This window comes from Streptococcus mitis, assembly GCF_023109105.1.
Lineage (GTDB): Bacteria > Bacillota > Bacilli > Lactobacillales > Streptococcaceae > Streptococcus > Streptococcus mitis_BW.
In genome coordinates, this window is sequence record NZ_JALDTZ010000007.1 from 29,263 (window position 1) to 53,868 (window position 24,606).

A 24,606-nucleotide genomic window follows, 5' to 3' on the forward strand; every position below is an offset into this window, starting at 1 on the left:
TAGTCATCTAGGCCTTTGATTATCGTCAAAAGGTTGTAAACCTTCTATCACTTTATCCCCTTTAACTAATTTTCAGAATCTTTAAGTCTTTGTTACAAACACTCAAAATCCTGAAAAAAAGCACAAAAAGAGCAGCTAAATCTGACTTTTTCAGAAGATTTAACTGCTGTGAGCCTTGTCTGGACAATATTTCAGACAAAACCTACGACAAATGATTATTCATATTATACCCTATTTAGCTAGATTTTTCAAGGGGATTGACGAATTTTTGACAAAATCTTTTCCTATAAGAAATACTGGCTGAATCGTAACAAAATTTGTTGCGATTTTTCTTTTAGTTTAATTTTAGGAAAACGCTTGCATCTTATTTTACTAAGTGCTATACTGATAAAGAAATTCATTTATAGGAGATTGATTATGAAAAGAACACCATCTGACACTGAGAAAAAAATGGTTTACAGCATCCGTTCCCTCAAAAATGGAACTGGTTCTGTCCTTATTGGAGCAAGCCTTGTCCTACTTGCCATGGCTACACCAACTATCTCAGCCAACGAAAATACTACAAGCAATAAGGGAACTGACAATGAAGCTACTACTGCCCTTGCCCAACCTCTTACTGATGCAACAAACATCGCTGGCAAGAACGAAAGCGATTTTTCTTCACCTAATAATGCAAACGCTTCCCTAGAGAAAACAGAAGAAAAACCTGCAACAGAGGCAACAACTCCTGCTGCAACCCCAGCCGATTCAGCACCACAAACCGGACAAGATCGTTCAAGTGAACCAACTACTTCTACGAGTCCAGTAACGACTGAAACTAAGGCAGAAGAGCCAATCGAAGATAACTACTTCCGTATCCATGTCAAAAAGCTTCCTGAAGAAAACAAGGATGCTCAAGGGCTATGGACTTGGGACGATGTTGAAAAACCTTCTGAAAATTGGCCTAACGGAGCCTTGTCCTTCAAGGATGCCAAAAAAGATGACTATGGCTACTACCTAGATGTCAAATTAAAGGGAGAACAAGCCAAGAAAATTAGCTTCCTCATCAATAATACAGCTGGAAAAAATCTAACTGGCGATAAATCGGTAGAAAAACTGGCACCAAAGATGAATGAGGCTTGGTTGGACCAAGATCACAAGGTTTTCTCTTACGAGCCACAACCTGCAGGAACTATTCGCGTCAACTACTACCGTACAGATGGCAACTATGACAAAAAATCTCTCTGGTACTGGGGAGATGTGAAAAATCCAAGTAGTGGTGAATGGCCTAACGGAACAGACTTTACGGCTACAGGCAAATATGGTCGCTATATCGATATTCCACTCAAAGATGCAGCTAAAGATCTTGGATTTTTATTACTAGACAGAAAGAAACAAGGAGACGATGTGAAAATCCGTAAAGAAGATTATAAGTTCACAGATTTGAAAAATCATAGCCAAATTTTCCTAAAAGATGATGACGAAACCATCTATACCAACCCCTACTATGTGCACGATATCCGCATGACAGGAGCTCAACACGTAGGAACTTCTAGCATTGAAAGTAGTTTTTCAACACTTGTCGGTGCTAAAAAAGAAGATATCCTCAAACACTCCAACATCACTAATCATCTAGGAAACAAGGTAACTATCACTGATGTTGCAATCGATGAGGCTGGTAAGAAAGTGACCTACAGCGGAGATTTCTCTGACACAAAACATCCTTATACCGTGAGCTACAACTCTGACAAATTCACTACCAAAACAAGCTGGCGTCTTAAAGATGAGACTTACAGCTATGATGGTAAACTTGGAGCTGACCTCAAAGAAGAAGGAAAACATGTTGATTTGACCCTCTGGTCACCAAGTGCTGATAAGGTTTCTGTTGTTATCTACGACAAGAATGACCCTGAAAAAGTAGTTGGAACTGTCGCTCTTGAAAAAGGGGAAAGAGGAACTTGGAAACAAACTCTAGATAGCACAAACAAACTAGGCATCACAGATTTCACTGGCTACTATTATCAATACCAAATCGAGCGTCAAGGTAAAACTGTTCTTGCACTCGATCCTTACGCTAAATCCCTCGCTGCTTGGAATAGTGACGATGCTAAGATCGACGATGCCCATAAAGTGGCTAAAGCTGCCTTTGTAGATCCAGCTAAACTAGGACCTCAAGACTTGACTTATGGTAAGATTCACAACTTCAAGACTCGTGAAGATGCCGTTATCTATGAAGCTCATGTGCGTGACTTCACTTCAGATCCCGCCATCGCAAAAGACTTGACCAAACCATTTGGGACTTTTGAAGCCTTTATTGAAAAACTAGACTATCTCAAAGACTTAGGTGTGACCCACATCCAGCTCCTTCCAGTCTTGTCTTACTACTTTGTCAATGAATTGAAGAACCATGAACGCTTGTCTGACTATGCTTCAAGCAACAGCAACTACAACTGGGGATATGACCCTCAAAACTACTTCTCCTTGACTGGTATGTACTCAAGCGATCCTAAAAATCCAGAAAAACGAATCGCAGAATTTAAAAACCTCATCAACGAAATCCACAAACGTGGCATGGGAGCTATCCTAGATGTCGTTTATAACCATACAGCTAAAGTCGATATCTTTGAAGATTTAGAACCAAACTACTACCACTTTATGGATGCTGATGGAACACCTCGAACTAGCTTTGGTGGTGGACGCTTGGGGACAACCCACCATATGACCAAACGGCTCCTAGTTGATTCTATCAAATATCTAGTCGACACCTACAAAGTGGATGGCTTCCGCTTCGATATGATGGGAGACCACGATGCGGCTTCTATCGAAGAAGCTTACAAGGCTGCACGCGCCCTTAATCCAAACCTGATCATGCTGGGTGAAGGTTGGAGAACCTATGCTGGTGATGAAAACATGCCTACTAAAGCTGCTGACCAAGATTGGATGAAACATACCGATACTGTCGCTGTCTTTTCAGATGACATCCGTAACAACCTCAAGTCTGGTTATCCAAACGAAGGTCAACCTGCCTTTATCACAGGTGGCAAGCGTGATATCAACACTATCTTCAAAAATCTCATTGCTCAACCAACCAACTTTGAAGCAGATAGTCCTGGAGATGTTATCCAGTATATCGCAGCCCATGATAACTTGACTCTCTTTGACATCATCGCCCAGTCTATCAAAAAAGACCCAAGCAAGGCTGAAAATTATGCTGAGATTCATCGTCGTTTGCGACTTGGAAACCTCATGGTCTTGACTGCTCAAGGGACTCCATTTATCCACTCTGGTCAAGAATACGGACGTACCAAGCAATTCCGTGACCCAGCCTACAAGAATCCAGTAGCAGAGGACAAACAACCAAACAAATCTCACTTGTTGCGTGATAAGGATGGCAATCCATTTGACTATCCTTACTTCATCCATGACTCTTATGACTCTAGCGATGCTGTCAACAAGTTTGACTGGACCAAGGCTACAGATGGAAAAGCTTTCCCTGAAAATGTCAAGAGTCGTAACTATATGAAAGGGTTGATTGCCCTTCGTCAATCTACTGATGCCTTCCGACTTAAGAGTCTTCAAGATATCAAAGACCGTGTCCACCTCATCACTGTCCCAGGCCAAAATGGTGTGGAAAAAGAGGATGTAGTAATTGGCTACCAAATCACTGCTTCAAATGGGGATATCTACGCAGTCTTTGTCAATGCGGACGGCAAAGCCCGCGAATTTAATTTAGGAACAGCCTTTGCCCACCTCAGAAAGGCTGAAGTTTTGGCAGATGAAAACCAAGCAGGACCAGTAGGAATCGCTAACCCGAAAGGACTTGAATGGACTGAAAAAGGCTTGAAATTAAACGCCCTTACAGCTACTGTCCTTCGAATCGCTCAAGGCGGTGCCATCGTTGCCCCAGCAGTAGAGGAAAAACCAGAATTTGATCTTTCTAGCTTAAAACAAGAACAAGATCAAAATAATGTCCAAGACAATATTTCAAACCGAGTAGTCAAACCTGAACATCAAGATCCAGCTCCAGAAGCTGAACCTGACTCTACTAAACCAGATAAAAAAGTAGCTAATGCAGAAGATAAAGCTAACCAAGCTACAACTGATTCACAAGCTGAGAAGCCAGCACAAGAAACACAACCAGCATCTGTAAGTGAAGCTGTTCAAAACGAATCAGTAGAAAACTCTAGCAAGGAAAATATAGCTGCTCCCCTAGCTAAACAAGCTGAACTTCCAAATACAGGAACCAAAAACGATAACAAACTCCTGTTGGCAGGAATCAGCCTCCTTGCCCTTCTAGGTCTCGGTTTCTTACTAAAAAATAAAAAAGAGAACTAAACTAGCCCTCCTATAGAACAATCCCCCAAGCCATAACGCACGGGGGATTGATTTTTGTACAATATTTGTCGTCCTTATAAGCTTGATTAGGATTTTTTATTAATACTCTTCGAAAATCAAATTCAAACCACTTCAGCTTCACCTTGCCGTACTCAAGTACAGCCTGCAGCTAGCTTCCTAGTTTGCTCTTTGATTTTCATTGAGTATAAGCCTCTTTCATGGCAAAGTATGCCCGTACTTTTGGAGCCACTTGAGTTCCAAAAAGTTCAATAGCTCTCAGAACCTGGTCATGAGGCATGGAGCCAAGCGGTAGGTGGAGCATGAAGCGGTCCAAACCTAAGTCTTCAATCATGCGAATCAATTTGTCGGCCACCTGATCTGGATTGCCCACAAACATAGCTCCATTTGGCCCTACCTGCTCCAAATATTGCTCATAACGCAATTCCTGCCAGTGCGGACGGTCTTTGGAAATAGCATCCACCACTTGCTTAGTCGGATGGAAATAATCTTTCACCGCCTGCTCGCCGTCCTCAGCAATCCACCCCCAAGAATGGGCTCCAACCCTTAGCTCATGACTGGCATGGCCCGCTTCGCTCCCAATCTCACGATAAGCCTGAATCAACTTTTTAAAATAACGGGAGTTACCACCAATAATGGCATAGACAATCGGTAGGCCTGCCCGAGCAATCTTCACGGTTGATTCGACATGACCACCTGTCGCTATCCACAAGGGCAATTTGTCCTGAACTGGACGGGGATAAACTTCTTTGCCAGAGATTGTTTGGGTCAATCGCCCTTGCCAGTCTAGTTTTGTCTTTTCATTGACTAACTGGAGCAAGTCTAATTTCTCATCAAAGAGGGCTTCGTAGTCTTTCAAATCATATCCAAACAAGGGAAAAGATTCCGTGAAAGAACCCCTTCCAGCCATAATCTCCGCTCGTCCATTTGACAAAGCATCGATAGTGGAATATTGTTGGAACAAACGAATAGGGTCCATACTTGAGAGAATGCTGACTGCACTGGTCAAACGGATTTTCTTGGTATTGACTGCCCCAGCTGCCAGGACAATCTCTGGTGCTGATACTGCAAAATCTGCTCGATGGTGCTCGCCAATCCCATACACATCCAAACCAACCTTATCAGCCAACTCAATCTCTGTCACCAACTGGCGAATGCGTTCGGCATGACTGTAAGTTTGACCAGTCCCTTCAAGCTCCGTTGTTTCCCCGAATGTTGAAATTCCCAATTCTACCATTGCGATTCTCCTTGTCTACCTCTGTCCTTCAATTTGAAAAATTATTCTAACACGAATCTTGAGTACAAGCAACCAATTTGCTCACAAGAAAAAGTCTAGATAACTAGACTTTTTAGCTTATTCTACCGTTACTGACTTAGCAAGATTACGTGGTTTGTCCACATCAAGGCCACGGTGGAGTGTTGCAAAGTAAGCGACTAGTTGCGTTGGTACCACCATTGAGATTGGTGAGAGGTAAGAGTGTACGGTCGTAAGAACGATGTCGTCTGTATCTTTGGCAACATTTTCTTCTGCAATGGTAAGGACCTTAGCGCCACGTGCTGCCACTTCTTGGATATTTCCACGAGTATGGTTAGCAAGGACTGGATCTGACAAGAGGGCCAAGACAGGTGTTCCATCTTCAATCAAGGCAATAGTTCCATGTTTGAGTTCTCCTGCCGCAAAGCCTTCACATTGAATGTAAGAAATCTCTTTGAGTTTGAGACTGGCTTCCATGGCTACATAGTAATCTTGACCACGTCCGATGTAAAAGGCATTGCGTGTTGTTTCAAGAAGATCACGGACTTTTGCGTCGATCGTTTCTTTCTCTGAAAGAGTTGATTCGATAGACTGAGCCACGATAGACAATTCATGAACCAAGTCAAAGGCTTTGGCTTTTTCATTGCCATTTGCTTCACCAACCGCTTTTGCAAGGAAGGCAAGGGCTGCTATTTGGGCTGTATAGGCCTTAGTTGACGCTACGGCAATTTCAGGACCTGCATGAAGCAACATAGTATGGTTGGCTTCACGTGACAGAGTTGAACCAGGCACGTTTGTCACTGTCAAGCTTGGGATACCCATTTCATTGGCCTTAACCAAAACCTGACGACTATCAGCTGTTTCACCAGATTGACTGATAAAGATGAAAAGTGGTTTCTGGCTGAGAAGTGGCATGCCATAGCCCCACTCAGAGGAGATACCAAGTTCAACTGGCGTATCTGTCAATTCTTCCAACATCTTCTTAGAAGCAAATCCTGCGTGATAAGATGTTCCAGCTGCAAGGATGTAGATACGATCTGCGTCTTGAACAGCCTTGATAATAGCTGGGTCTACGACAACTTGACCAACCTCATCTGTGTAGGCTTGAATGAGTTTACGCATCACCGTTGGTTGCTCATCGATTTCCTTGAGCATGTAGTAAGGATAAGTTCCCTTACCGATATCAGACAAATCAAGTTCAGCAGTGTAGCTAGCACGCTCACGGCGATTTCCATCATAGTCTTGCACCTCAACACTATCAGCCTTGACGATTACCAACTCTTGGTCATGAATTTCCATGTATTGGTTGGTTTCACGAATCATAGCCATAGCATCTGAGCAGACCATGTTATATCCTTCCCCAAGACCAATCAAAAGTGGTGATTTATTCTTAGCTACGTAGATAACTTCAGGATCTTGTGAGTCAACCAAGGCAAAGGCATAAGAACCACGGATGATGTGAAGAGCTTTTTTGAAGGCTTCAAGAACTGACAAGCCATCTTCTTCTGCAAATTTTCCAATCAAGTGAACGGCGATTTCCGTATCTGTTTGCCCTTTGAAGTGGTGACCTGCAAGGTATTCTTCCTTGATTTCAAGGTAGTTCTCAATCACCCCATTGTGCACCAAAACAAAACGTTCTGTCTCAGAGCGGTGTGGGTGAGCATTGTCTTCCGTTGGTTTCCCGTGAGTCGCCCAACGAGTATGTCCGATACCAGTTGTTCCCTCAACACCAGCTGTTTTAGCAGACAATTCTGCGATACGACCAACCGCCTTGACTAGGTGATTTTCAGCACCACCTAGGACAAAAATTCCCGCAGAATCATAGCCACGGTATTCGAGCTTTTCAAGCCCTTGAATCAAAATATCAGTTGCATTTGTGTTTCCAACAACACCAACAATTCCACACATAGTATATACGACACAGACCAGCTGTGCTTTCTCCTTAAAATTGGTATAGTCTAATTCCTCTTTTATAGAATCAGCAAAAACAGTATATACTTGTTTCTTTCACTTGTCAAGAGTTAAAATTGGTATAGTTCAAATTAAGCTCCTGTAAGCAAAAAACTCTGACCAATTAGGATAATCAGTCAGAGTCCTTTTTAAAATCCATTATTATCGCTTAATTCCTTGAACCAGTGGCCTGATTTTTTCAAGCGACGTTCTTGTGTTCCTAAGTCAAGCTCGACCAAACCATAGCGGTTTTTATAGCTGTTGAGCCATGACCAGCAATCGATAAAGGTCCAAATCAAGTAGCCTTTACAGTTAGCACCATCTTCAATGGCACGATGAAGTTCACGAAGGTGACCTTTGACAAAGTCAATACGATAATCATCCTGAATCATACCATTCTCACGGAATTTATCTTCACCTTCAACGCCCATCCCATTCTCTGTCAACATCCACTCGATATTGCCATAGTTTTCCTTGATGTTTTGAGCGATATGATAGACCCCTTGCTCGTAGATTTCCCAACCACGGTGCGGATTGATCTTACGACCAGGCATGATATAAGGTTCATAGAAATGCTCAGGCAGGAGCGGACTGTCAGGATGCTTAGCAAAACGTGGCGCCATGACACGCAAAGGCTGGTAGTAGTTGACTCCAAGGAAATCTACTGTGTGCTCACGAATAAGTTCCAACTCCTCAGCTGTAGAATCTGGGAGCAAATCATGCTCAGCTAAAATTTCCACCAATTCTTCTGGATAAGTTCCCAAGACAGATGGATCTAGGAAAGATTGAGCTTGAAATAGATCAGCAATGCGTGCAGCTTTGACATCCGCAGGATGCTGACTACGTGGATAAGCTGGTGTCAAGTTGAGGACAATTCCAATCTTAGAATCAGGCAAAACCTCATGGCAGGCTTTGACCGCAAGAGTGCTGGCTAGTTGTGTGTGGTAGGCAACCTTAACGGCAGCTTTAGCATCCACCTTATGAGGATAATGGGCATCATAGAAATAACCAAACTCTACAGGAACGATAGGCTCATTGAAGGTAATCCATTGGTCTACCAAGTCACCATAGGTCTCAAAACAGAAACGAGCATAGTCTTCGTAGGCCTTAATGGTCGCTTTGTTTTCCCAGCCATCGCCATCCTCTTGAAGGGCAAAAGGCAGGTCAAAGTGATAAAGATTTACTAAAAGGCGAATTCCCTTAGCCTTAATAGCCTCAAAGACCTGACGATAGAAAGCCACACCTTGAGGATTGACTTCTCCACGACCCTGTGGGAAAATACGAGACCACTGGATAGAAGTACGAAAGGCTGTGTGACCTGTTTCTAACAAAAGTTCGATATCTTTTTCCCAGTTTTCATAAAAGGTCGATGTTTTGTCTGGCCCAATCCCATTATAGTAGCGATTTGGTTCTACTTGAAACCAATAATCCCAGAGATTATCTCCCTTTCCGTCACCAGGCACTCGCCCTTCTGTCTGTGGCCCAGAAGTTGAGGAACCCCAGACAAAATCCTTTGGAAATTTTAGCATAGCTCTACCTCTTTATTTATACTCATCGAAATTCTCTTCAAACCACGTCAGCTTCCATCTGCAACCTCAAAACAGTATTTTGAGCTGACTTCGTCAGTTCTATCCACAACCTCAAAACGGTGTTTTGAGCAACCTTCGGCTAGCTTCCTAGTCTGCTCTTTGATTTTCATTGAGTATTACTCTTTTTATCTTTATTTTATCTCATTATAGAGAAAAAACAAGGCAAAAACTAGTTACATTTTTGTCTTGTTTTTCTTCTGATTATAGATTTTATTTATTTGTTAGGATTTCAAGGGTTTCAAGCAAGCTATCTGCATGAACCTCGATGGTGTCACCAGTCGCCTTAATCTTGACTTCTACGATGCCATCAGCCGCTTTCTTACCAACAGTGATGCGGATTGGCAATCCAATCAAATCGCTATCGCTGAATTTGACTCCGACACGTTCGTTACGGTCATCTGTCAAGACTTCGTAACCAGCCCCCATCAAGCTTGCTTCAAGCTTTTCTGTCAAAGCTTGCGCTTCTTCGTCCTTAACATTGACAGTGATCAAGTGCACATCAAATGGTGCCAATTCTTTAGGGAAATTGATTCCCCAAGCGTAACGGTATTCACCTTTTGGCGTTTTGTTAACAAAGAGGCGAGCGTGTTGCTCCATCACTGCTGAAAGGAGACGGCTGACACCGATACCGTAAGATCCCATGATGATTGGCACAGCACGACCATTTTCATCCAAAACATCTGCTCCCATGCTTGCTGAGTAGCGAGTACCGAGTTTAAAGATGTGACCAATTTCGATACCACGCGCAAAGTTAAGGACTCCTTGCCCGTCTGGGGAAATTTCACCCTCACGAACTTCACGGATATCCACATATTCTGCAGTAAAATCACGGCCTGGGTTCACACCAGTCAAGTGGTAACCATCTTCGTTAGCACCGACAACTGCATTGCGAACATCTTGCACCTTACGGTCTGCAATGATTTTAATATTCTCTGGCAAACCAACTGGGCCAAGTGAACCAAATCCTGCTTGAACAACACTTGCGACTTCTTCTTCGCTAGCAACGTCAAAGAAATCTGCTCCCAAGTGGTTTTTCAACTTGACTTCATTGAGCTGGTCATTTCCAACTAGAAGGGCTGCAACAAGATCACCATCTGCCATGTAGAAGAGGGTTTTGATTGTTTGCTCTTCTGGAACGTTTAGGAAGGCTGCCACTTCATCAATTGATTTAACATCTGGCGTTGCAACACGAGTCATTTCCTCTTCAGCGACAACACGGTTGCTTGGTTTGTACTCGTTTGTTGCCATTTCCAAGTTGGCCGCATAGCTAGACTCACTTGAGTAGGCGATGGTATCTTCACCAGAGACCATCCATTTAAGCAATTCTGCCTTGATTTCTTCTTGCACCTCTGCAGGAATCTCATCAAATGAGGCAACTGACTTGTCCAAAACAACCCAGCGGTCAAGGTCGGTACGAGCAGGTGTAATCGCCATAAATTCTTGGCTGTCTTTACCACCCATAGCTCCACCGTCACCGATGATAGCCTTAAAGTCCAATCCACTACGAGTGAAAATACGCTCATAGGCAGCCTTGTACTCATCATAAACACTATCCAAACTATCATAGTTAGCGTGGAAGCTGTAAGCATCTTTCATGATGAACTCACGTGTACGGAGAAGGCCATTACGTGGGCGTTTTTCATCACGATACTTAGGTTGAATTTGGTAAAGGTTGAGTGGCAATTGCTTGTAAGACTTAACAGAATCACGAACAATAGCTGTAAAAGTTTCTTCGTGAGTTGGACCTAGAATGAAGTCTGATTTTTCACGGTTTTTTAGTTTGTAAAGGTCCTCACCATAAGTTTCGTAACGACCTGATTCGCGCCACAATTCTGCACTGAGAAGGGCAGGAGCCAACATCTCAACCGCACCAATCTTGTCAAATTCTTGGCGCATGATGTTTTTAGCTTTTTCAATCACACGGTTGGCAAGTGGTAAGTAAGAATAAACACCTGCTGAGACTTGGCGAACATAACCAGCTCGTAACATAAGAGCATGGCTGATAACTTGAGCATCGCTTGGCATTTCGCGAAGCGTTGGGATAGGCATTTTACTTTGTTTCATAATATTCCTCGATTATCTAAAAAAGAGTCGCATAATGTCATTCCAGGTCACAGCAATCATCAAGACAACCATGATGACCACTCCGGCCAAGGTGACATAGGTTTCAATTTCTTGTTTCAATGGTTTGCGGCGGATGGCTTCTAGGATATTGAGCACAATCTTACCACCATCCAGGGCTGGAATTGGAATAAGATTAAAAATCCCGATATTGATGGAAATCATTGCCAAGAAGTACAAGACATTCTCAATTCCATTTTTAGCAGCATCACTACTTGCCTTAAAGATGGCAACAGGTCCACCTAGCTTGTTCAAATCCGGTTGGAAAATCAGATTTTTCAGAGCTGATAGAATTCGTAGGGCCGAGTCAGCAGCAGTTGTAAAACCACCTACAAACATGGATAGAAAATCTGACTTAATCCCCGGTTGAACACCTAGAAGATATCGACCTTGATTTTCTTCAGGAGTAACAGTGACTTGTTTTTCACTCCCCTTTTCAGAAATAGTCACATCCAAGGTCGGGGCCGTCTTATCTTTAGTTTCTGCTTCTACAGCCTGGATCAAGCTTTCCCAGTTACTAATCTCATGTGAGCCAATCTTGGTAATCTGAGCCGTTTCTGGCACTCCCACCTTAGCCAAAGCCCCTTGGGGCATGACATGGAACTGATTGGTATCAACATCTCTGACACCACCCTGCATAAAGATTAAAATCCAAAAAACAACGACACCTAAGATAAAGTTATTCATAGGGCCTGCAAAGTTGGTAATCAGTTTTCCCCAGATAGTCGCATTTTGATATTGAACATCTAAAGGAGCAATCCGAACCTCAGTTCCATCTGCTTCCACAACCGTTGCATCGTGATCCACTGCAAATGTTTTTTCTTCTTCCAGAACCAAGCCCTTAATAAAGAGCTTATCTTCAAAATCAAACTGGGTCACCTGCATAGGGAGGGCCGTTTGATCTAATTTTTTACCGGAAAGATTGATACGTTTAACCTTACCATCATCAGCAAGAGTCAAACTGACAGGAGTTCCTGTCTTGATTTCAGTCGTATCATCACCCCAACCGGCCATACGGACATAGCCACCCAGAGGCAAGATTCGAATGGTATAGGCCGTCCCGTCCTTGCCAATGTGAGCAAAGATTTTGGGTCCCATACCGATGGCAAATTCACGCACTAGAATTCCTGATTTCTTGGCAAAGTAGAAGTGACCGAACTCGTGCACCACCACAATAATCCCAAAAACCAGAATAAAGGTTAAAATTCCGAGCATAGTATTTCCTCCGTCTTTTGATTAAAAAAGTCCAAATAAGTGCATGATTGGAAATACAAGCAACATACTATCGAAACGATCCAAAACACCACCATGTCCAGGGATAAATTTCCCAGAATCCTTGACACCAAAGTGACGCTTGATCGAACTTTCTAGTAAATCACCAAATTGTCCAGCAATGCTAAAGAAAATAGCAAAGACCGACATCTTGTAAATTCCATACGGAAGAGCAACTGTTCTGTCAAACATCATAAAGATGATGGTTACTAAAATAGCGCCTAAAATACCACCCAAGGCACCCTCAAAGGTTTTATTTGGAGAAACCGTTGGAGCCAGTTTCCGTTTCCCAAAGTTCATCCCAGCAAGATAGGCACCACTGTCGGTAGCCCAGACGATACACAAGGCCAATAGAGCCTTATCTAAACCTGCAACGCGAGCATCTAGTAAAGCATTAAATCCAAAGCCTACATAGAAACTCATAGCAAGAGGGAAAACAGCGTCCTCAATCGTATAAGACTTACTAAAAACGGTCGTTCCTAACATGATTGAAATCAAAACACTATAGGCAACCACATTCCCATCAACTGGTAAAAAAGTCAGATAATTCTCCAAGGGAATGGTCAAAGCAAAGGTTGCAAAGAGGGTTAAGAGGCCCTCCATCGTCATGGTCTCTAGACCTCTCATCTTCAAAAGTTCATGCATGGCTAGCATGGCTATGATTCCAATTGCTATCTGAAGCAAGAGTCCCCCAATCATTAAAATTGGTAGGAAAATAGCCAGGGCAATCCCTGCAAACAAGGCTCTTTTCTGTAAATCCTGTGTCATATTTCCTCCTAAACTCCTCCAAATCGGCGATGACGACGATTGTAGGCAAGAATGGCTTCCTGCAAGGCCGCCTCGTCAAAATCAGGCCACAAGGTGTCCGTAAAATAGAGCTCACTATAGGCTCCCTGCCATGGAAGGAAATTGCTCAAACGCAATTCTCCACTAGTACGGATAATCAAGTCTGGGTCTCGTAACTCCTTAGGCAAATGCTGGGTGAAGAGATAGTTGCCAATCAATTCCTCTGTGATGTCACCTGGGTTGATTTTGGCATCTAACACATCCTGAGAAATCAACTTAAGAGCCTGTGTGATTTCAGCACGTCCACCATAGTTGAGGGCAAAATTCAGAATTAATCCTGTGTTGTTCTTAGTCAATTCCTCAGCCTTGGTTAAAGCATCAAAAGTCTGCTTAGGCAGGCGGTCTGTCTCCCCAATCATTTGAATCTTAACATTATTCGCATGCAATTCTGGGACATAATTATCATAAAACTCTACTGGCAAGTTCATGATAAACTTGACTTCCTGATCTGGACGGGTCCAATTTTCCGTAGAAAAAGCATAAACTGTAATCACCTTGACGCCTAGTTTGTTGGCTGCCTTGGTCACAGTTTGCAATGCTTCCATGCCCGCCTTGTGCCCAAAAACCCGCGGTTGCATACGTTTTTTAGCCCAACGGCCATTCCCATCCATGATGATGCCGATATGAGCAGGAACCTGTGTCGGAACCTCTACTTCCACAGCCTTATCTTTCTTAAAAAATCCAAACATGATCTTATTCCTATTCAAAAATCTATCGTTTCATTATACCATATTTCCCCATTTTCTTCTATCACTAAGCTATTTATTCTCAGGCACAAAGCCCATTTTTCAAAAAAATAAGCCGCCTGATTAGGCGACTTAATTTTTATAGGGAGATTATTATGAAAAAGTTTTAGGAGTTTAAGTTAAGGTCTTCTTAACTTATGAGATAAGTATACAACTCCTAACTTAAAGTTTCCTTAAGTTAGTTTAAATGTGAGATTTTTCCATTTTTTTTGCCAATTTTTCTTGGATAAACGCTTTTGATAGAGCTTCATTCGGTCTTCATTTTCTAAGAAATGAGGAGTTGGGGAAACTTGAAACTTTATAATATCCTCCAAACCATGAGGGGCAAAGAGCTCTAATGTGGATTCTTCATTCAAGCGTAGTCCAACAGCCGTACACTGTTCTGGATACTTACTCATAGCTTCACGAGAACTAGTATATGGAGCCGTATAAGGACTATGCTGATGCATATAGACTTGATTTTTCAACTCCCACTGATACTGGGGGAAGTCCTCTCTCAACTTGTTTTCTATTGCCAGCGTTTCTTCATAACTCACCTCTAGGTCAAAGAAAATCACATCCACATCCGTTTCACGGTCAAAAGCTGGTTTATCTGACAAGAGATTCCAGATAAAATTTCTGACAGAACCTGCTGCCAACCACGAATCTTTCAGACCAAGGTTTCGGATGATCGTCAGAATAGCCATCATATCCGGATTTTCTCTAAAAGCCTCTAGAATTTCTTGCTCATTTTTCATTGTATTCATAACCTAAGTGCTCATACGCCTTAGCAGTCGCCACCCGTCCAGAACGTGTCCGCATGATAAAACCTTTTTGAATCAAGTAAGGCTCATACATGTCTTCAACTGTCTCACGCTCCTCTGCTATGTTAACAGAAAGAGTTCCTAGACCAACAGGACCACCACCGTACATCTCAATCATGGTCCGAAGGATTTTTTGGTCCACATAGTCCAAACCTTCATGGTCAACATCCAGCATGGTCAAAGCCTTATCGGTAATAAGATCATCGATAGTCCCATTCCCCATAATCTGGGCAAAATCGCGCACACGCTTAAGGAGACGATTGGCAATACGAGGGGTTCCACGACTACGTAAGGCCAGCTCAGCAGCGGCCTCGTGAGTGATTTCCATCTCAAAAATATCTGCCGTCCGCTCGACAATTTCTGTCAAGTCAGCATGGGCATAATACTCCATATGACCAGTAATCCCAAAACGTGCTCGTAGCGGATTTGATAGCATGCCAGCTCGTGTCGTCGCACCAATCAATGTAAATGGTGGCAATTCCAAATGAACACTGCGACTACCTTCACCAGCCCCAATCATGATATCAATGTAGAAGTCCTCCATGGCACTGTAAAGCACCTCTTCCACTGACATGGGCAAACGATGAATCTCATCAATAAAAAGGACATCCCCAGGCTCTAATTCATTCAAAATCGCTACCAAGTCACCAGCTTTTTCAATGACAGGACCAGACGTTTGCTTGAGATTTACACCCAGTTCATTGGCAATAACAAAAGCCATAGTTGTTTTCCCCAAACCTGGAGGTCCAAATAAGAGGACATGATCCAGCGCTTCATCTCGCATTTTGGCAGCTTCGATAAAGATTTGGAGCTGGTCCTTGACCTTGTCCTGTCCAATGTATTCACGTAAATACTGAGGACGAAGCGTGCGTTCTACTAACTCCTCATCACCCATGATTTCATTATCTAAAATTCTACTCATGTTTCTATTATAGCAAAAATCCAGCCCACAAACAAAAAAACCACCTGATTAGGTGCCTCCCGAGTTTAGCACTTATGTGGTATCATATTCTACGGCACTTCTACACCGCCTACGAAAGGAGGTGAGATAGCCCATGATAGAATTAGTACTCAAAACTATCATCGGACCAATTGTGGTCGGTGTCGTTCTTCGCTTAGTCGATAAATGGCTAAACAAGGACAAATAGTGTCAAAAAAGACCCCAAGCTTATCTGGTCGTGAGCTTGGGGTCTTTTCTAGCCCATGATATAGAACTAGTACTCAATTCCATTTCATTATCCCACAGTTCACAAATTTTGTCAAAGGTTTACATCTTCTTTAATCGCTGTACAACAAGGCTTTCAAGATTAGGAAAACGTTAGGGATTCTATCAATTTCATAGAAATTTCGATTTCGTAAACGAAGAGACAATCTTACATGTCACTTCTCATTTATTACGTCACTACTAGACAAGCAAAATCATTATTACAGTAGTTCCAGTCCTTCAATTAACAGTCACCTACAATCAAATTAAGGTTGAATTCACTTAAATAACAACAAAACTATTTCTTAGTCATATTTGCTAAACAAGTCCCCGCCAATTCCCCAACCAAAATCCGAAAATACCTGAAAATATCGGAAAATGATTTTTATAACAGTCCCCAAAATCCTGAAATAGAGCCAAAAAACTCCACCTGATTGGGTGGAGTTAAGGGAGATTATTATGAAAAAGAAAAGTTTAGGATTTCATTAAATAAAGTTAGGAGGTCTTTATTTAATAAAGATATAATACAAGACAAAGCTTAAAACTAACTTAACTTTTCTCATATTTTACTATTTTATACTCAATGAAAATCAAAGAACAAACTAGGAAACTAGCCGCAGGCTGTACTTGAGTACGGCAAGGTGACGTGATTTGAATTTGATTTTCAAAGAGTATTACAAAAAAATTCTATCACCATCACCTAACCACAAAAAAGCCACCTGATTGGGTGACTTCATTAGGAGATTATGATGAAAAAAAGTTTTAGGATTTCATTAAATAAAGTTAGGAGGTCTTTATTTAATGACTATATAATACTAGACTAGCCTTAAACTTTGCTTAAGAAAAATAAGTTTTGTTATTTTTCTCTGTTTATCCAAGTCATTCCTATACAATTATAAGTGAATAAGATTTCAAAGCCCATAGAACGATAGAATTCCAAGGTTCGTTCTGTCTGTTCTGTCACCAGCTGGACTTGATAGGCATCTTTGTAATCCTCTAAAGCCTCTTTCATCAAGGCACTACCTATCCCTTGACGCTGATAGATTGGTAAAACGATTAAATCCTGAACCAGTACTGATGAAAATCCATCTCCAACCAAACGAATCAAGCCCACCACAGCATCGCCATCAAGTGCCACATAAATCGCTAATGAATGAGATAAGGCCTGCTCCAGCATCTCTGGTTGATGGGTATAATTTGTCCAACCGGCAGCCTGATAGAGATGCAAAACGTCCTCTAGTTTGACGATTTCTTGCTTTCTAATAGTGATCATGTCAACACCTCTTAAAGCTCTCTCAAGCTCTTGTACTGCTGTCCATTTTTATCAAAATTTTCAGGACGCAACCATGTTTCCAAACGAGCTTTGACTTTGGGCCAGTCCTTATCAATCATAGACAGCCAATCCGTATCCCTCGTACGCCTCTTATAAACCACTGCCTGACGGAAGGTTCCTTCATAGACAAATCCCAAACGCTCCGCAGCTCGTCTTGATGGCAGGTTAAGAGCATCGCATTTCCACTCATAGCGACGATAGTTAAGCTCTTCAAAGACATAGCAAGCCAAGAGATACTGGGCTTCTGTTCCTATCCGTGTCCCCCTGAGCTCTGGAGAAAAAGTGACAGCTCCCACTTCTATTACTCGGTTATTCTGGTCAATACGCATGAGAGAAAAAGTTCCCAAAGCCTTACCAGTTGCCTTGTCTATGATTGCATAGTAAAAACGGTCCTTACGAGCCAACATCTGATTTAAAAGGCTGACCAGTTCCTCCATGTCTGCTACTGGTCCCTGAAAGAGGTAGGTCCACATCTCCCGAGGCGTATCAGGGCCATAAACAGCTAATAAATCCTCCGCATGCTTTTCCACCGAAAGAGCCTCTATCTTAGCATAACGCCCTTCTAAGAAATCAATAGAAGGCAGTTCACCTGGTGTATAACCTTCCATTGACTCACCAATCATCTGACCATATTCGTTTACTGGCATTTTTCTTCTCCTTGTTTTACGCTGAAAATACTATATCACAAATTGTTCTCTTTGGAAACTGGCACTGTCTTCAAACTTCATACTCAACACTATATTAGTGACCCGTTTTCTGTCTTTTATCCTCCAAGGCTTGATTAATTTGTTGTGTGAGTTTATGAGTTCGCCAGATTTGATACAACCATATCAATCCATAAATTAACAAGAAAAAGAACCAAAGCAAGGGACTCCACAAGGCTGAACCCCAACCAAAAAATAGAGAGGTCAATACTAAAATAGTAGCCGTCACTAATAAATGAACTCCTACACGTATACTAAAAGCAAGAAACTCTAGCTTTTCAAGTATTAAAGTCAATACCCCCATAATTCCACCCATTAAAAACAGAGCTAGAATATTTTTTGTCATTGGTTCAGGATAATTAATACCTGGATAAAACTGAGTCAACACCATCATACTCAAATAAAAGAAGGAAGCCGTACGCATTCCCGATACAAAATAATCAATTAATCGTTTCATGATTTTCTCCTATAAACCTAGATAATTCATTAAGGACTTAACGTATTTCCGACTCACACTAGATTTGATGCCCCGAGTCATTTTAGCCATCATGTTCCCTGAAAAGCTATCTGATAACGATTCTAAGTGGTCAATGTTTATAATTGAATGGCGTGATATCTGTATAAAGTTACGCCGATTAATCCGATTCTGAAAGTTTATCAATGTTTCCTTAGTTTTATAAATCCCATCTACCGTATAAATGGTTAACAAGTTCTTATCGATATCTGCTAGAATAAGATCCTCAATCTTTACCATGACCAGATAATCATCCGTTCGAATAGGAATGACCACCTGATTGGTCGTTGAAAATTGTTCTAAATACTCCATGACTTCCCTTGCTTGGTCGGTTAACTGAGCTGCCTGAATTACAATATGTGGGTCCTTTTCTGAAAACTCTGGCTTCATTTCAAAACGAATCTTCATTTTCTCTCCAATGTACTTTTATTTTCTCTTGCTAAATACTTTAACAAATAAAAGCCAAAGAAGAATAGCGACGAGACATATAATAACCACTATAAAGTATGTCTCTTCCTTTGTCAATAGTTCTTGCCAGTTGATTTGGATTCCCATTTTTTCTTGAAATTCCTTTAACAATCTGCTATTTCCTGTAAATGCGGTCTCTAATGGTTCTTTCATTAAAATTTGTCGATAAAGAGAAGCAATATAAGTTGCAGGGGTACACTTCATAATAATTTGTGCAAAATCAGGTAAAACTCCAATAGGGACATAAGTTCCTACTAAAAATCCAGAAGCAGTTCCCACTATAGTTGCCAGTTTGCCAAGACTATCTACAGATTGAAAACGATAAATCAAGAGAATATTTATCAAACTTGAAAGCAGACTACTTAACAACATAATCAAAGCAATTTCCGGTAAATGACTGATAACTGGACTCTCTTTAAAATAAAGCCCCATAACAGCAAACATAAACACCTGCATGACAAAAGAGATGGCAATACTACTGATTAGATAGGACACCTGTAACCCCCAGCTACCTAAATCTGTCAAGAAGAGATCTTGATCCACTTGATTTTCACGATCCTGTACCATTTGTGTAAGAGCCGTAAAACTGGTTGTAATCCCAGTTACAGCCAATGTCCCACCCATCAGCCAGTTATTTAAAAGGTTCGTATTATCAGGGAGTTGGGACCAAGCATCCGTCAAGTTCTTCTGCAAAAAAATGATATAAAGGAGGAAGGAAATCAATGCCCCCAATAATGAGAAAAATACTCCTGAACGATTACGAAAATATAATATAAAATTCCGTTTCAATAAAGCTAACATTAGCGAACCTCTCTTCCTGTAAGTGCAATAAAGGCATCATCCATGGTACCTGGACGAAACTCAAAAGAATCAATTTCTTCTCGTACTTTTGCCAAATATTCAATAGCTTCCAGTGATGTCCTTGGATAAAAAAGATATTCCAACTCATTTTCTTCCTTTACTGTCATTCCAGCCTGTAGCAACTTTTCTAAATCCTTCATTTCTTTAAAACGAATTTTTAGAATATTAGATGCATACTGACTTTTAATAACCGTCGCAGAACCTTGCGCAATCACTTTCCCATGATCAACGATATAGATCTGATCCGCTTCATCCGCTTCATCCAGATAATGAGTCGTTAAGATAATAGTCATCCCTTCATCCTTTTGTAGTCGAGACAGTAAATCCCAAATGGCTTTGCGAGTCTGAATATCTAGACCTGTCGTTGGTTCATCTAAGAAAAGAATATCTGGCTGTGAAAGAAGAGCACGCGCAATATCAACCCTACGTTTTTGCCCACCTGACAAAGTCCCATATAGTTGCTTCTGGAAAGCAGTCAAACCCAGTTGATGGATCAAATCATCCACACGACTTGCTACAATCTCCTTATACTGTTGAGCACGAATCGTAAGATTTTCCCTAACCGTCAACCTCTCATCCAGTACACTAGCTTGAAAAACTACTCCGATTTTCGTATTTGGCGCATATCGAATCTGACCTTTTGTCGGCTTTTTCAAACCGATTAACATGGAAATGGTGGTTGATTTTCCTGCACCATTGGGACCCAAAATAGCATTAAAACTCCCTTCTTCAAACTCTAACTGAATATCGTCAACAGCCATATAATCGCCATACCGTTTAGTCAAATGTTTAACTTGTAAAATCATATTTATTTCCTCCTCTTTACCTAACCAGTTTAACAAAAAGTATGAAAGAAAAATCGACTTTCGAGATAAGTGGTTAAAATGAGAGGTTAAGTGGTGAGATAATTAGGGTTAAGTTAAAGTAGAGAAGGCTACAGCCATTTTTCTCCTACCGAATTGCTAAATGAAGCTTAAAAACACTTACAAGAACACATTATATTTTTAAATATGCGCTATAAAAGAGATGTTTTACCGCATCTGGCCGAAAAATTAAAGAATCGGTAGTATTATTCTCGCCAAATCAAACAATAAAAAATTAACTAGAAATCATGACACACAATCCCTTATAGCCAAATTTTTGACACCAAGTTGATTTATTAGGAAATAATAGATGAAAAGAATTTTCAATACAAGCAAAAAACAGCTCTTTTTATCCGAGAAGAGCTGTTCTATTTTATGAAAGAGAAAGTCACTAGTAACTCTTGTACTTCTCTCTATTTTTTACTGTTTGAGTTCAAATTTCTCTTGTTTGAACAATTGCTTTTATAGACTGGACTACTAACCAGAACTGTGTTTTTATCTTAGTTGGGACTATTATAGTACGGTTCAGCACTATCTACAAATTTTTCAGATGTCTATCAAAAAAATTTATCGTGGCAAACCAAGAGTCTACACTTTCTTTCATTAATAAGCGCCAATCTTTTCGATAACGATGATTCGGTTGATAAGCAACCGTCAACATATGCCCTGTTTCATGGTATTTTTTAAACAAAATGGATTCCCCTTTATAGTGTGAAATAATATCATCTATCGCGGATGATGCATTCCATATTTCATCAACATCGCTTCCTAGTAATAATAAAGGAGAGGCAATTTTACTCACATCAATCTGAGCCCTACTATCTTCAGGAATATATTTTCCAAAAAACTTGTTTAACAAATAATTTCCTAACTGAAATTTTTGATAAGGAAGTTCTTTTTGCGAATATGTCCAAGAAGATGAATGAGAATTGAGTTTTCCCTTTATTCCCTCAAATATTATATTTGAAGGAGAATTGAGTACTAAACATTGCACATCTTCCAAAATACTTTGTCCAGCCAGAACAAGCTCTGCTCCTTTAGAGCGACCATATATTCCTATTTTTGTATTATCAACTTGAGGATGATGATATAGAAAATCTTTCGCCTCCTCCAGACATTCTATTGGAATTCGTTCTAAGTTTTGGGGCAATCCCTCTAAACCAAAATAAGCTATCGCAAGACAAATATATCCTCTAGAAGATAAAAGCTGGGCAATATTCTGAGCTTTTTCAATTCTTCCCTCACTACCGCTAACAATAATCACGGCTGGCGCCTTTCTTAACTTTTCATCATAAAACAATCGACCTTGAAAATGCTTGTCATAGATATCTTGATATCTTACTCCCAGATTCATATAACGCCTTACGAAACTTTGCTCCGCGACCACATCTTTCCCCATCTTGATTTTAATTTCAACACCAAAACAATCTCGCAATGGAATTCTATCAAGGGAACTCGGTAATCTCCTTTTCCTATTCTTCAACGGTTTCGCATTAAAGAATAATCCCATTTCCGAAACCCCTTTATAAGATCCCGAAATAGATGCTGTCTGAGAGGTATCAATCATACCGTCCTGATCAGATAAAAAAATTGCGGCTGATTTCCATATAACATCATGATCTAAAAGCAAGAAAGCATTTATACAGTAATAATCAAACAGGTACATTTCTACACAATACATTGCCCTTGGTTCTAAACCATTGATAGCAATATAAAAAGATTCATCCGCTAAATCTGTTTGTGAAATCAGTTCTATGTTTACAGTCATATCTTCCTCCTTTTTGTTAATTCACTTAACAATTATATTTAAAATTTACCGCGACTTTTACCACGGTAATTCTCCCCACACCTTTTCAATATCATCCATCAATTTCACAACTGTTTGAAGTTCCCCCTCGCTATAGTTGTTTAAAACTGAAAAGATTGACTTTTCAATATATGCTTGTTGCTCCTTATGGATTTTAAAAACTTCGATGCCTTTTTCAGATAATCTCAAATATTTATTTTTCCCATTATTCGGATCAAAATCAAAAAAAACTAAATTTTTTTGAATCAATCTTCTAACACTTTGAGTTGTTGCACTTCTCGAAACTCCTAATAGTTCAGATAATTTTACTAGATTTAAAGGCTGATTTTCCCCAATCACAACAATCAAATGTACCTCATTCAACGTAATGGATCTGTCAACACCACTTTTATGTTGATTTTTTTTTAACTGTTCAAACGCTAAAATAAAGCTATTGAAACGATTATTAAATGTAATAAATTCTTTTTTATCCATAATCTCTCTTTTCTTTGTTAATCATATTAACAAAATAGAAACTTCCTGTCAAATAAAAAATCCCCCAGATTCTACTCTGAAGGATTCCTATCTTATTTGGCTCTATAATATTTGTAGTGGGTAAATCCTCTATGGATATTATGGAGCCTATTCTGTTGTAGAAAAAAAGTCCCATAAGATCTATAACGAAAAGCAACCAAAGCATCATTAGAAAAATTCATATGGAACAATTACATTTTATCACAAAACTGCTCGATATCAAAGACCCTAATATCCAGATTTTAGACATCATCAATAAGATACACACAAAGAAATCATCGCTAAACTAAATTATAATGCCCCATCCTGTCCTGATTGTGGAAGTCAAATGAAGAAATATGACTTTCAAAAACCGTCTAAGATCCCTTACCTCGAAACAACTGGTATGCCTACCAGAATTCTCCTTAAAAAACGCCGTTTTAAGTGCTATCAGTGCTCAAAAAAGGCTGTCGCTGAGACTTCCCTCGTCAAGAAAAATCATCAAATCCCTCGTATCATCAACCAAAAGATTGCTCAAAAGTTGATTGAAAAACTTCTATGACTGATATTGCTCATCAGCTAGCCATCTCAACTTCAACTGTTATTCGCAAGCTTAATGACTTTCACTTTAAACATGATTTTTCTCGTCTTCGTGAGATTATGTCCTGGGATGTTGAAACAGTCAGGGAAGTGACTGTATCAATCGGGAGATGTAGATGAGTTTCATTGCGCAAGATTTTGACAATTTCAATATCATCACTATTCTTGAGGACAGAACACAAGCTATCATTCGAAATCACTTTCTTAAATATGATAGAGCCGTCCGATGTCGAGTGAAAATCATTACTATGGATATGTTTAGTCCTTATTATACCTTGTCTAAACAGCTTCGCTTTCGAATTTCTAGGCTCAGGCTGAAACAGTCTCCCAGACTGTTTCACTCCCGAATGCAAAAATTGTACTTGATCGTTTCCATATTGTACAACATCTAAGCCGTGCTATGAGTCGTGTGCGTGTTCAAATTATGAATCAGTTTGATCGAAAATCCCATGAATACAAGGCTATTAAGCGCTACTGGAAACTCATCCAACAGGATAGTCGCAAACTCAGCGATAAGCGATTTTATCGCCCTACTTTTCGAATGCACTTGACGAATAAAGAGATTCTAGACAAGCTTTAGAACTATTCAGAAGACTTGAAACACCACTATAATCTCATCAAACTTATCAAGCGCAATGCCTTTGGTTTTCGGAACTTTGAAAACTTCAAAAAACGGATTTTTATCGCTCTGAACATCAAAAAGAAAGGACGCAATTTGTCCTTTCTCGAGATTAGCTTTTTTTCAACCCACTACAGTTGACAAAGAACCTGAAAAAACCGAATCATGATAAATCATAGATTCGGGATAACTTTATATCTTTTTATAAATCTTGTTACTAGCTTTTC

General features: G+C 40.5%; 20 protein-coding genes and 1 pseudogene. 3 read left to right on the plus strand and 18 right to left on the minus strand.

Annotation, left to right across the window (positions count from 1 at the left end; genetic code table 11):
* The first annotated feature begins 417 nt into the window (after positions 1-417).
* Positions 418-4,314, plus strand: a complete 3,897-nt coding sequence (locus tag M1F37_RS05495) for a pullulanase (protein WP_247935046.1) — start codon at positions 418-420, stop codon at positions 4,312-4,314.
* Between the two features lie 196 nt (positions 4,315-4,510).
* On the opposite strand, the gene M1F37_RS05500 is transcribed toward M1F37_RS05495, so the two are convergent.
* The 10 genes from M1F37_RS05500 to ruvB all read right to left on the minus strand — a co-directional run bounded on the left by M1F37_RS05500 (position 4,511) and on the right by ruvB (position 15,836).
* Positions 4,511-5,569: an LLM class flavin-dependent oxidoreductase gene (locus tag M1F37_RS05500; protein ID WP_247935047.1), complete on the minus strand. Its 1,059-nt coding sequence runs from the start codon at positions 5,567-5,569 to the stop codon at positions 4,511-4,513.
* A 117-nt stretch (positions 5,570-5,686) separates the two neighbouring features.
* Positions 5,687-7,495, minus strand: a complete 1,809-nt coding sequence (glmS, locus tag M1F37_RS05505; RefSeq protein ID WP_247935048.1) for a glutamine--fructose-6-phosphate transaminase (isomerizing) — start codon at positions 7,493-7,495, stop codon at positions 5,687-5,689.
* Positions 7,496-7,686: 191 nt separating this feature from the next.
* Positions 7,687-9,066: a glycoside hydrolase family 1 protein gene (locus M1F37_RS05510; RefSeq protein ID WP_247935049.1), complete on the minus strand. Its 1,380-nt coding sequence runs from the start codon at positions 9,064-9,066 to the stop codon at positions 7,687-7,689.
* Between the two features lie 47 nt (positions 9,067-9,113).
* On the minus strand, positions 9,114-9,236 hold the full coding sequence (locus M1F37_RS05515; RefSeq protein ID WP_247935050.1) for a chlorohydrolase: 123 nt from the start codon (positions 9,234-9,236) through the stop codon (positions 9,114-9,116).
* A gap of 100 nt (positions 9,237-9,336) precedes the next feature.
* A complete protein-coding gene (locus tag M1F37_RS05520; protein WP_247935051.1) occupies positions 9,337-11,190 on the minus strand; it encodes a proline--tRNA ligase in 1,854 nt (617 codons plus the stop codon).
* A gap of 12 nt (positions 11,191-11,202) precedes the next feature.
* A complete protein-coding gene (gene rseP, locus M1F37_RS05525; protein WP_247935052.1) occupies positions 11,203-12,462 on the minus strand; it encodes an RIP metalloprotease RseP in 1,260 nt (419 codons plus the stop codon).
* Between the two features lie 21 nt (positions 12,463-12,483).
* On the minus strand, positions 12,484-13,287 hold the full coding sequence (locus tag M1F37_RS05530) for a phosphatidate cytidylyltransferase (protein WP_247935053.1): 804 nt from the start codon (positions 13,285-13,287) through the stop codon (positions 12,484-12,486).
* An 8-nt stretch (positions 13,288-13,295) separates the two neighbouring features.
* Positions 13,296-14,054: an isoprenyl transferase gene (locus M1F37_RS05535; protein ID WP_214614803.1), complete on the minus strand. Its 759-nt coding sequence runs from the start codon at positions 14,052-14,054 to the stop codon at positions 13,296-13,298.
* Between the two features lie 230 nt (positions 14,055-14,284).
* Positions 14,285-14,857, minus strand: coding sequence for a nucleotidyltransferase family protein (locus M1F37_RS05540; protein ID WP_247935054.1), 573 nt, complete (start codon positions 14,855-14,857; stop codon positions 14,285-14,287).
* Positions 14,838-15,836 (minus strand): Holliday junction branch migration DNA helicase RuvB, encoded by a 999-nt coding sequence (gene ruvB / locus M1F37_RS05545; protein ID WP_282184476.1) that lies wholly within the window; start codon positions 15,834-15,836, stop codon positions 14,838-14,840. Before ruvB ends, M1F37_RS05540 begins: the two co-directional genes overlap by 20 nt.
* A gap of 133 nt (positions 15,837-15,969) precedes the next feature.
* Here ruvB and M1F37_RS05550 point away from each other — a divergent pair, with 133 nt between their 5' ends.
* Positions 15,970-16,062: a type I toxin-antitoxin system Fst family toxin gene (locus M1F37_RS05550; protein ID WP_247935055.1), complete on the plus strand. Its 93-nt coding sequence runs from the start codon at positions 15,970-15,972 to the stop codon at positions 16,060-16,062.
* Between the two features lie 912 nt (positions 16,063-16,974).
* Here the strand turns inward: M1F37_RS05550 and M1F37_RS05555 are convergent.
* The 8 genes from M1F37_RS05555 to M1F37_RS05590 form a co-directional block, all read right to left on the minus strand.
* Positions 16,975-17,391 carry a GNAT family N-acetyltransferase gene (locus tag M1F37_RS05555; protein ID WP_247935056.1) on the minus strand — a complete coding sequence of 139 codons (417 nt, stop codon included), beginning with the start codon at positions 17,389-17,391 and terminating at the stop codon, positions 16,975-16,977.
* Between the two features lie 11 nt (positions 17,392-17,402).
* Positions 17,403-18,098 carry a GNAT family N-acetyltransferase gene (locus M1F37_RS05560; protein ID WP_247935057.1) on the minus strand — a complete coding sequence of 232 codons (696 nt, stop codon included), beginning with the start codon at positions 18,096-18,098 and terminating at the stop codon, positions 17,403-17,405.
* A 94-nt stretch (positions 18,099-18,192) separates the two neighbouring features.
* Complete coding sequence (locus M1F37_RS05565) at positions 18,193-18,612, minus strand: DUF3021 domain-containing protein (RefSeq protein ID WP_247935058.1); 420 nt, start codon at positions 18,610-18,612, stop codon at positions 18,193-18,195.
* Positions 18,613-18,621: 9 nt separating this feature from the next.
* Entirely contained in the window at positions 18,622-19,077 is a 456-nt protein-coding gene (locus tag M1F37_RS05570; RefSeq protein WP_247935059.1) for a LytTR family DNA-binding domain-containing protein, read from the minus strand.
* 18 nt (positions 19,078-19,095) lie between these two features.
* Positions 19,096-19,938, minus strand: a complete 843-nt coding sequence (locus M1F37_RS05575) for an ABC transporter permease (protein WP_247935060.1) — start codon at positions 19,936-19,938, stop codon at positions 19,096-19,098.
* Positions 19,938-20,804 (minus strand): ABC transporter ATP-binding protein, encoded by an 867-nt coding sequence (locus tag M1F37_RS05580; protein WP_247935061.1) that lies wholly within the window; start codon positions 20,802-20,804, stop codon positions 19,938-19,940. Before M1F37_RS05580 ends, M1F37_RS05575 begins: the two co-directional genes overlap by 1 nt.
* A 592-nt stretch (positions 20,805-21,396) precedes the next feature.
* Entirely contained in the window at positions 21,397-22,629 is a 1,233-nt protein-coding gene (locus M1F37_RS05585) for an acyl-CoA thioesterase/bile acid-CoA:amino acid N-acyltransferase family protein (protein ID WP_247935062.1), read from the minus strand.
* A gap of 57 nt (positions 22,630-22,686) precedes the next feature.
* Positions 22,687-23,142 carry a MarR family winged helix-turn-helix transcriptional regulator gene (locus M1F37_RS05590; protein ID WP_247935063.1) on the minus strand — a complete coding sequence of 152 codons (456 nt, stop codon included), beginning with the start codon at positions 23,140-23,142 and terminating at the stop codon, positions 22,687-22,689.
* Between the two features lie 221 nt (positions 23,143-23,363).
* On the opposite strand from M1F37_RS05590, the pseudogene M1F37_RS05595 reads away from it, so the two are divergent.
* Positions 23,364-24,495 (plus strand): annotated as a pseudogene (locus tag M1F37_RS05595) (transposase).
* Positions 24,496-24,606: the final 111 nt, after the last annotated feature.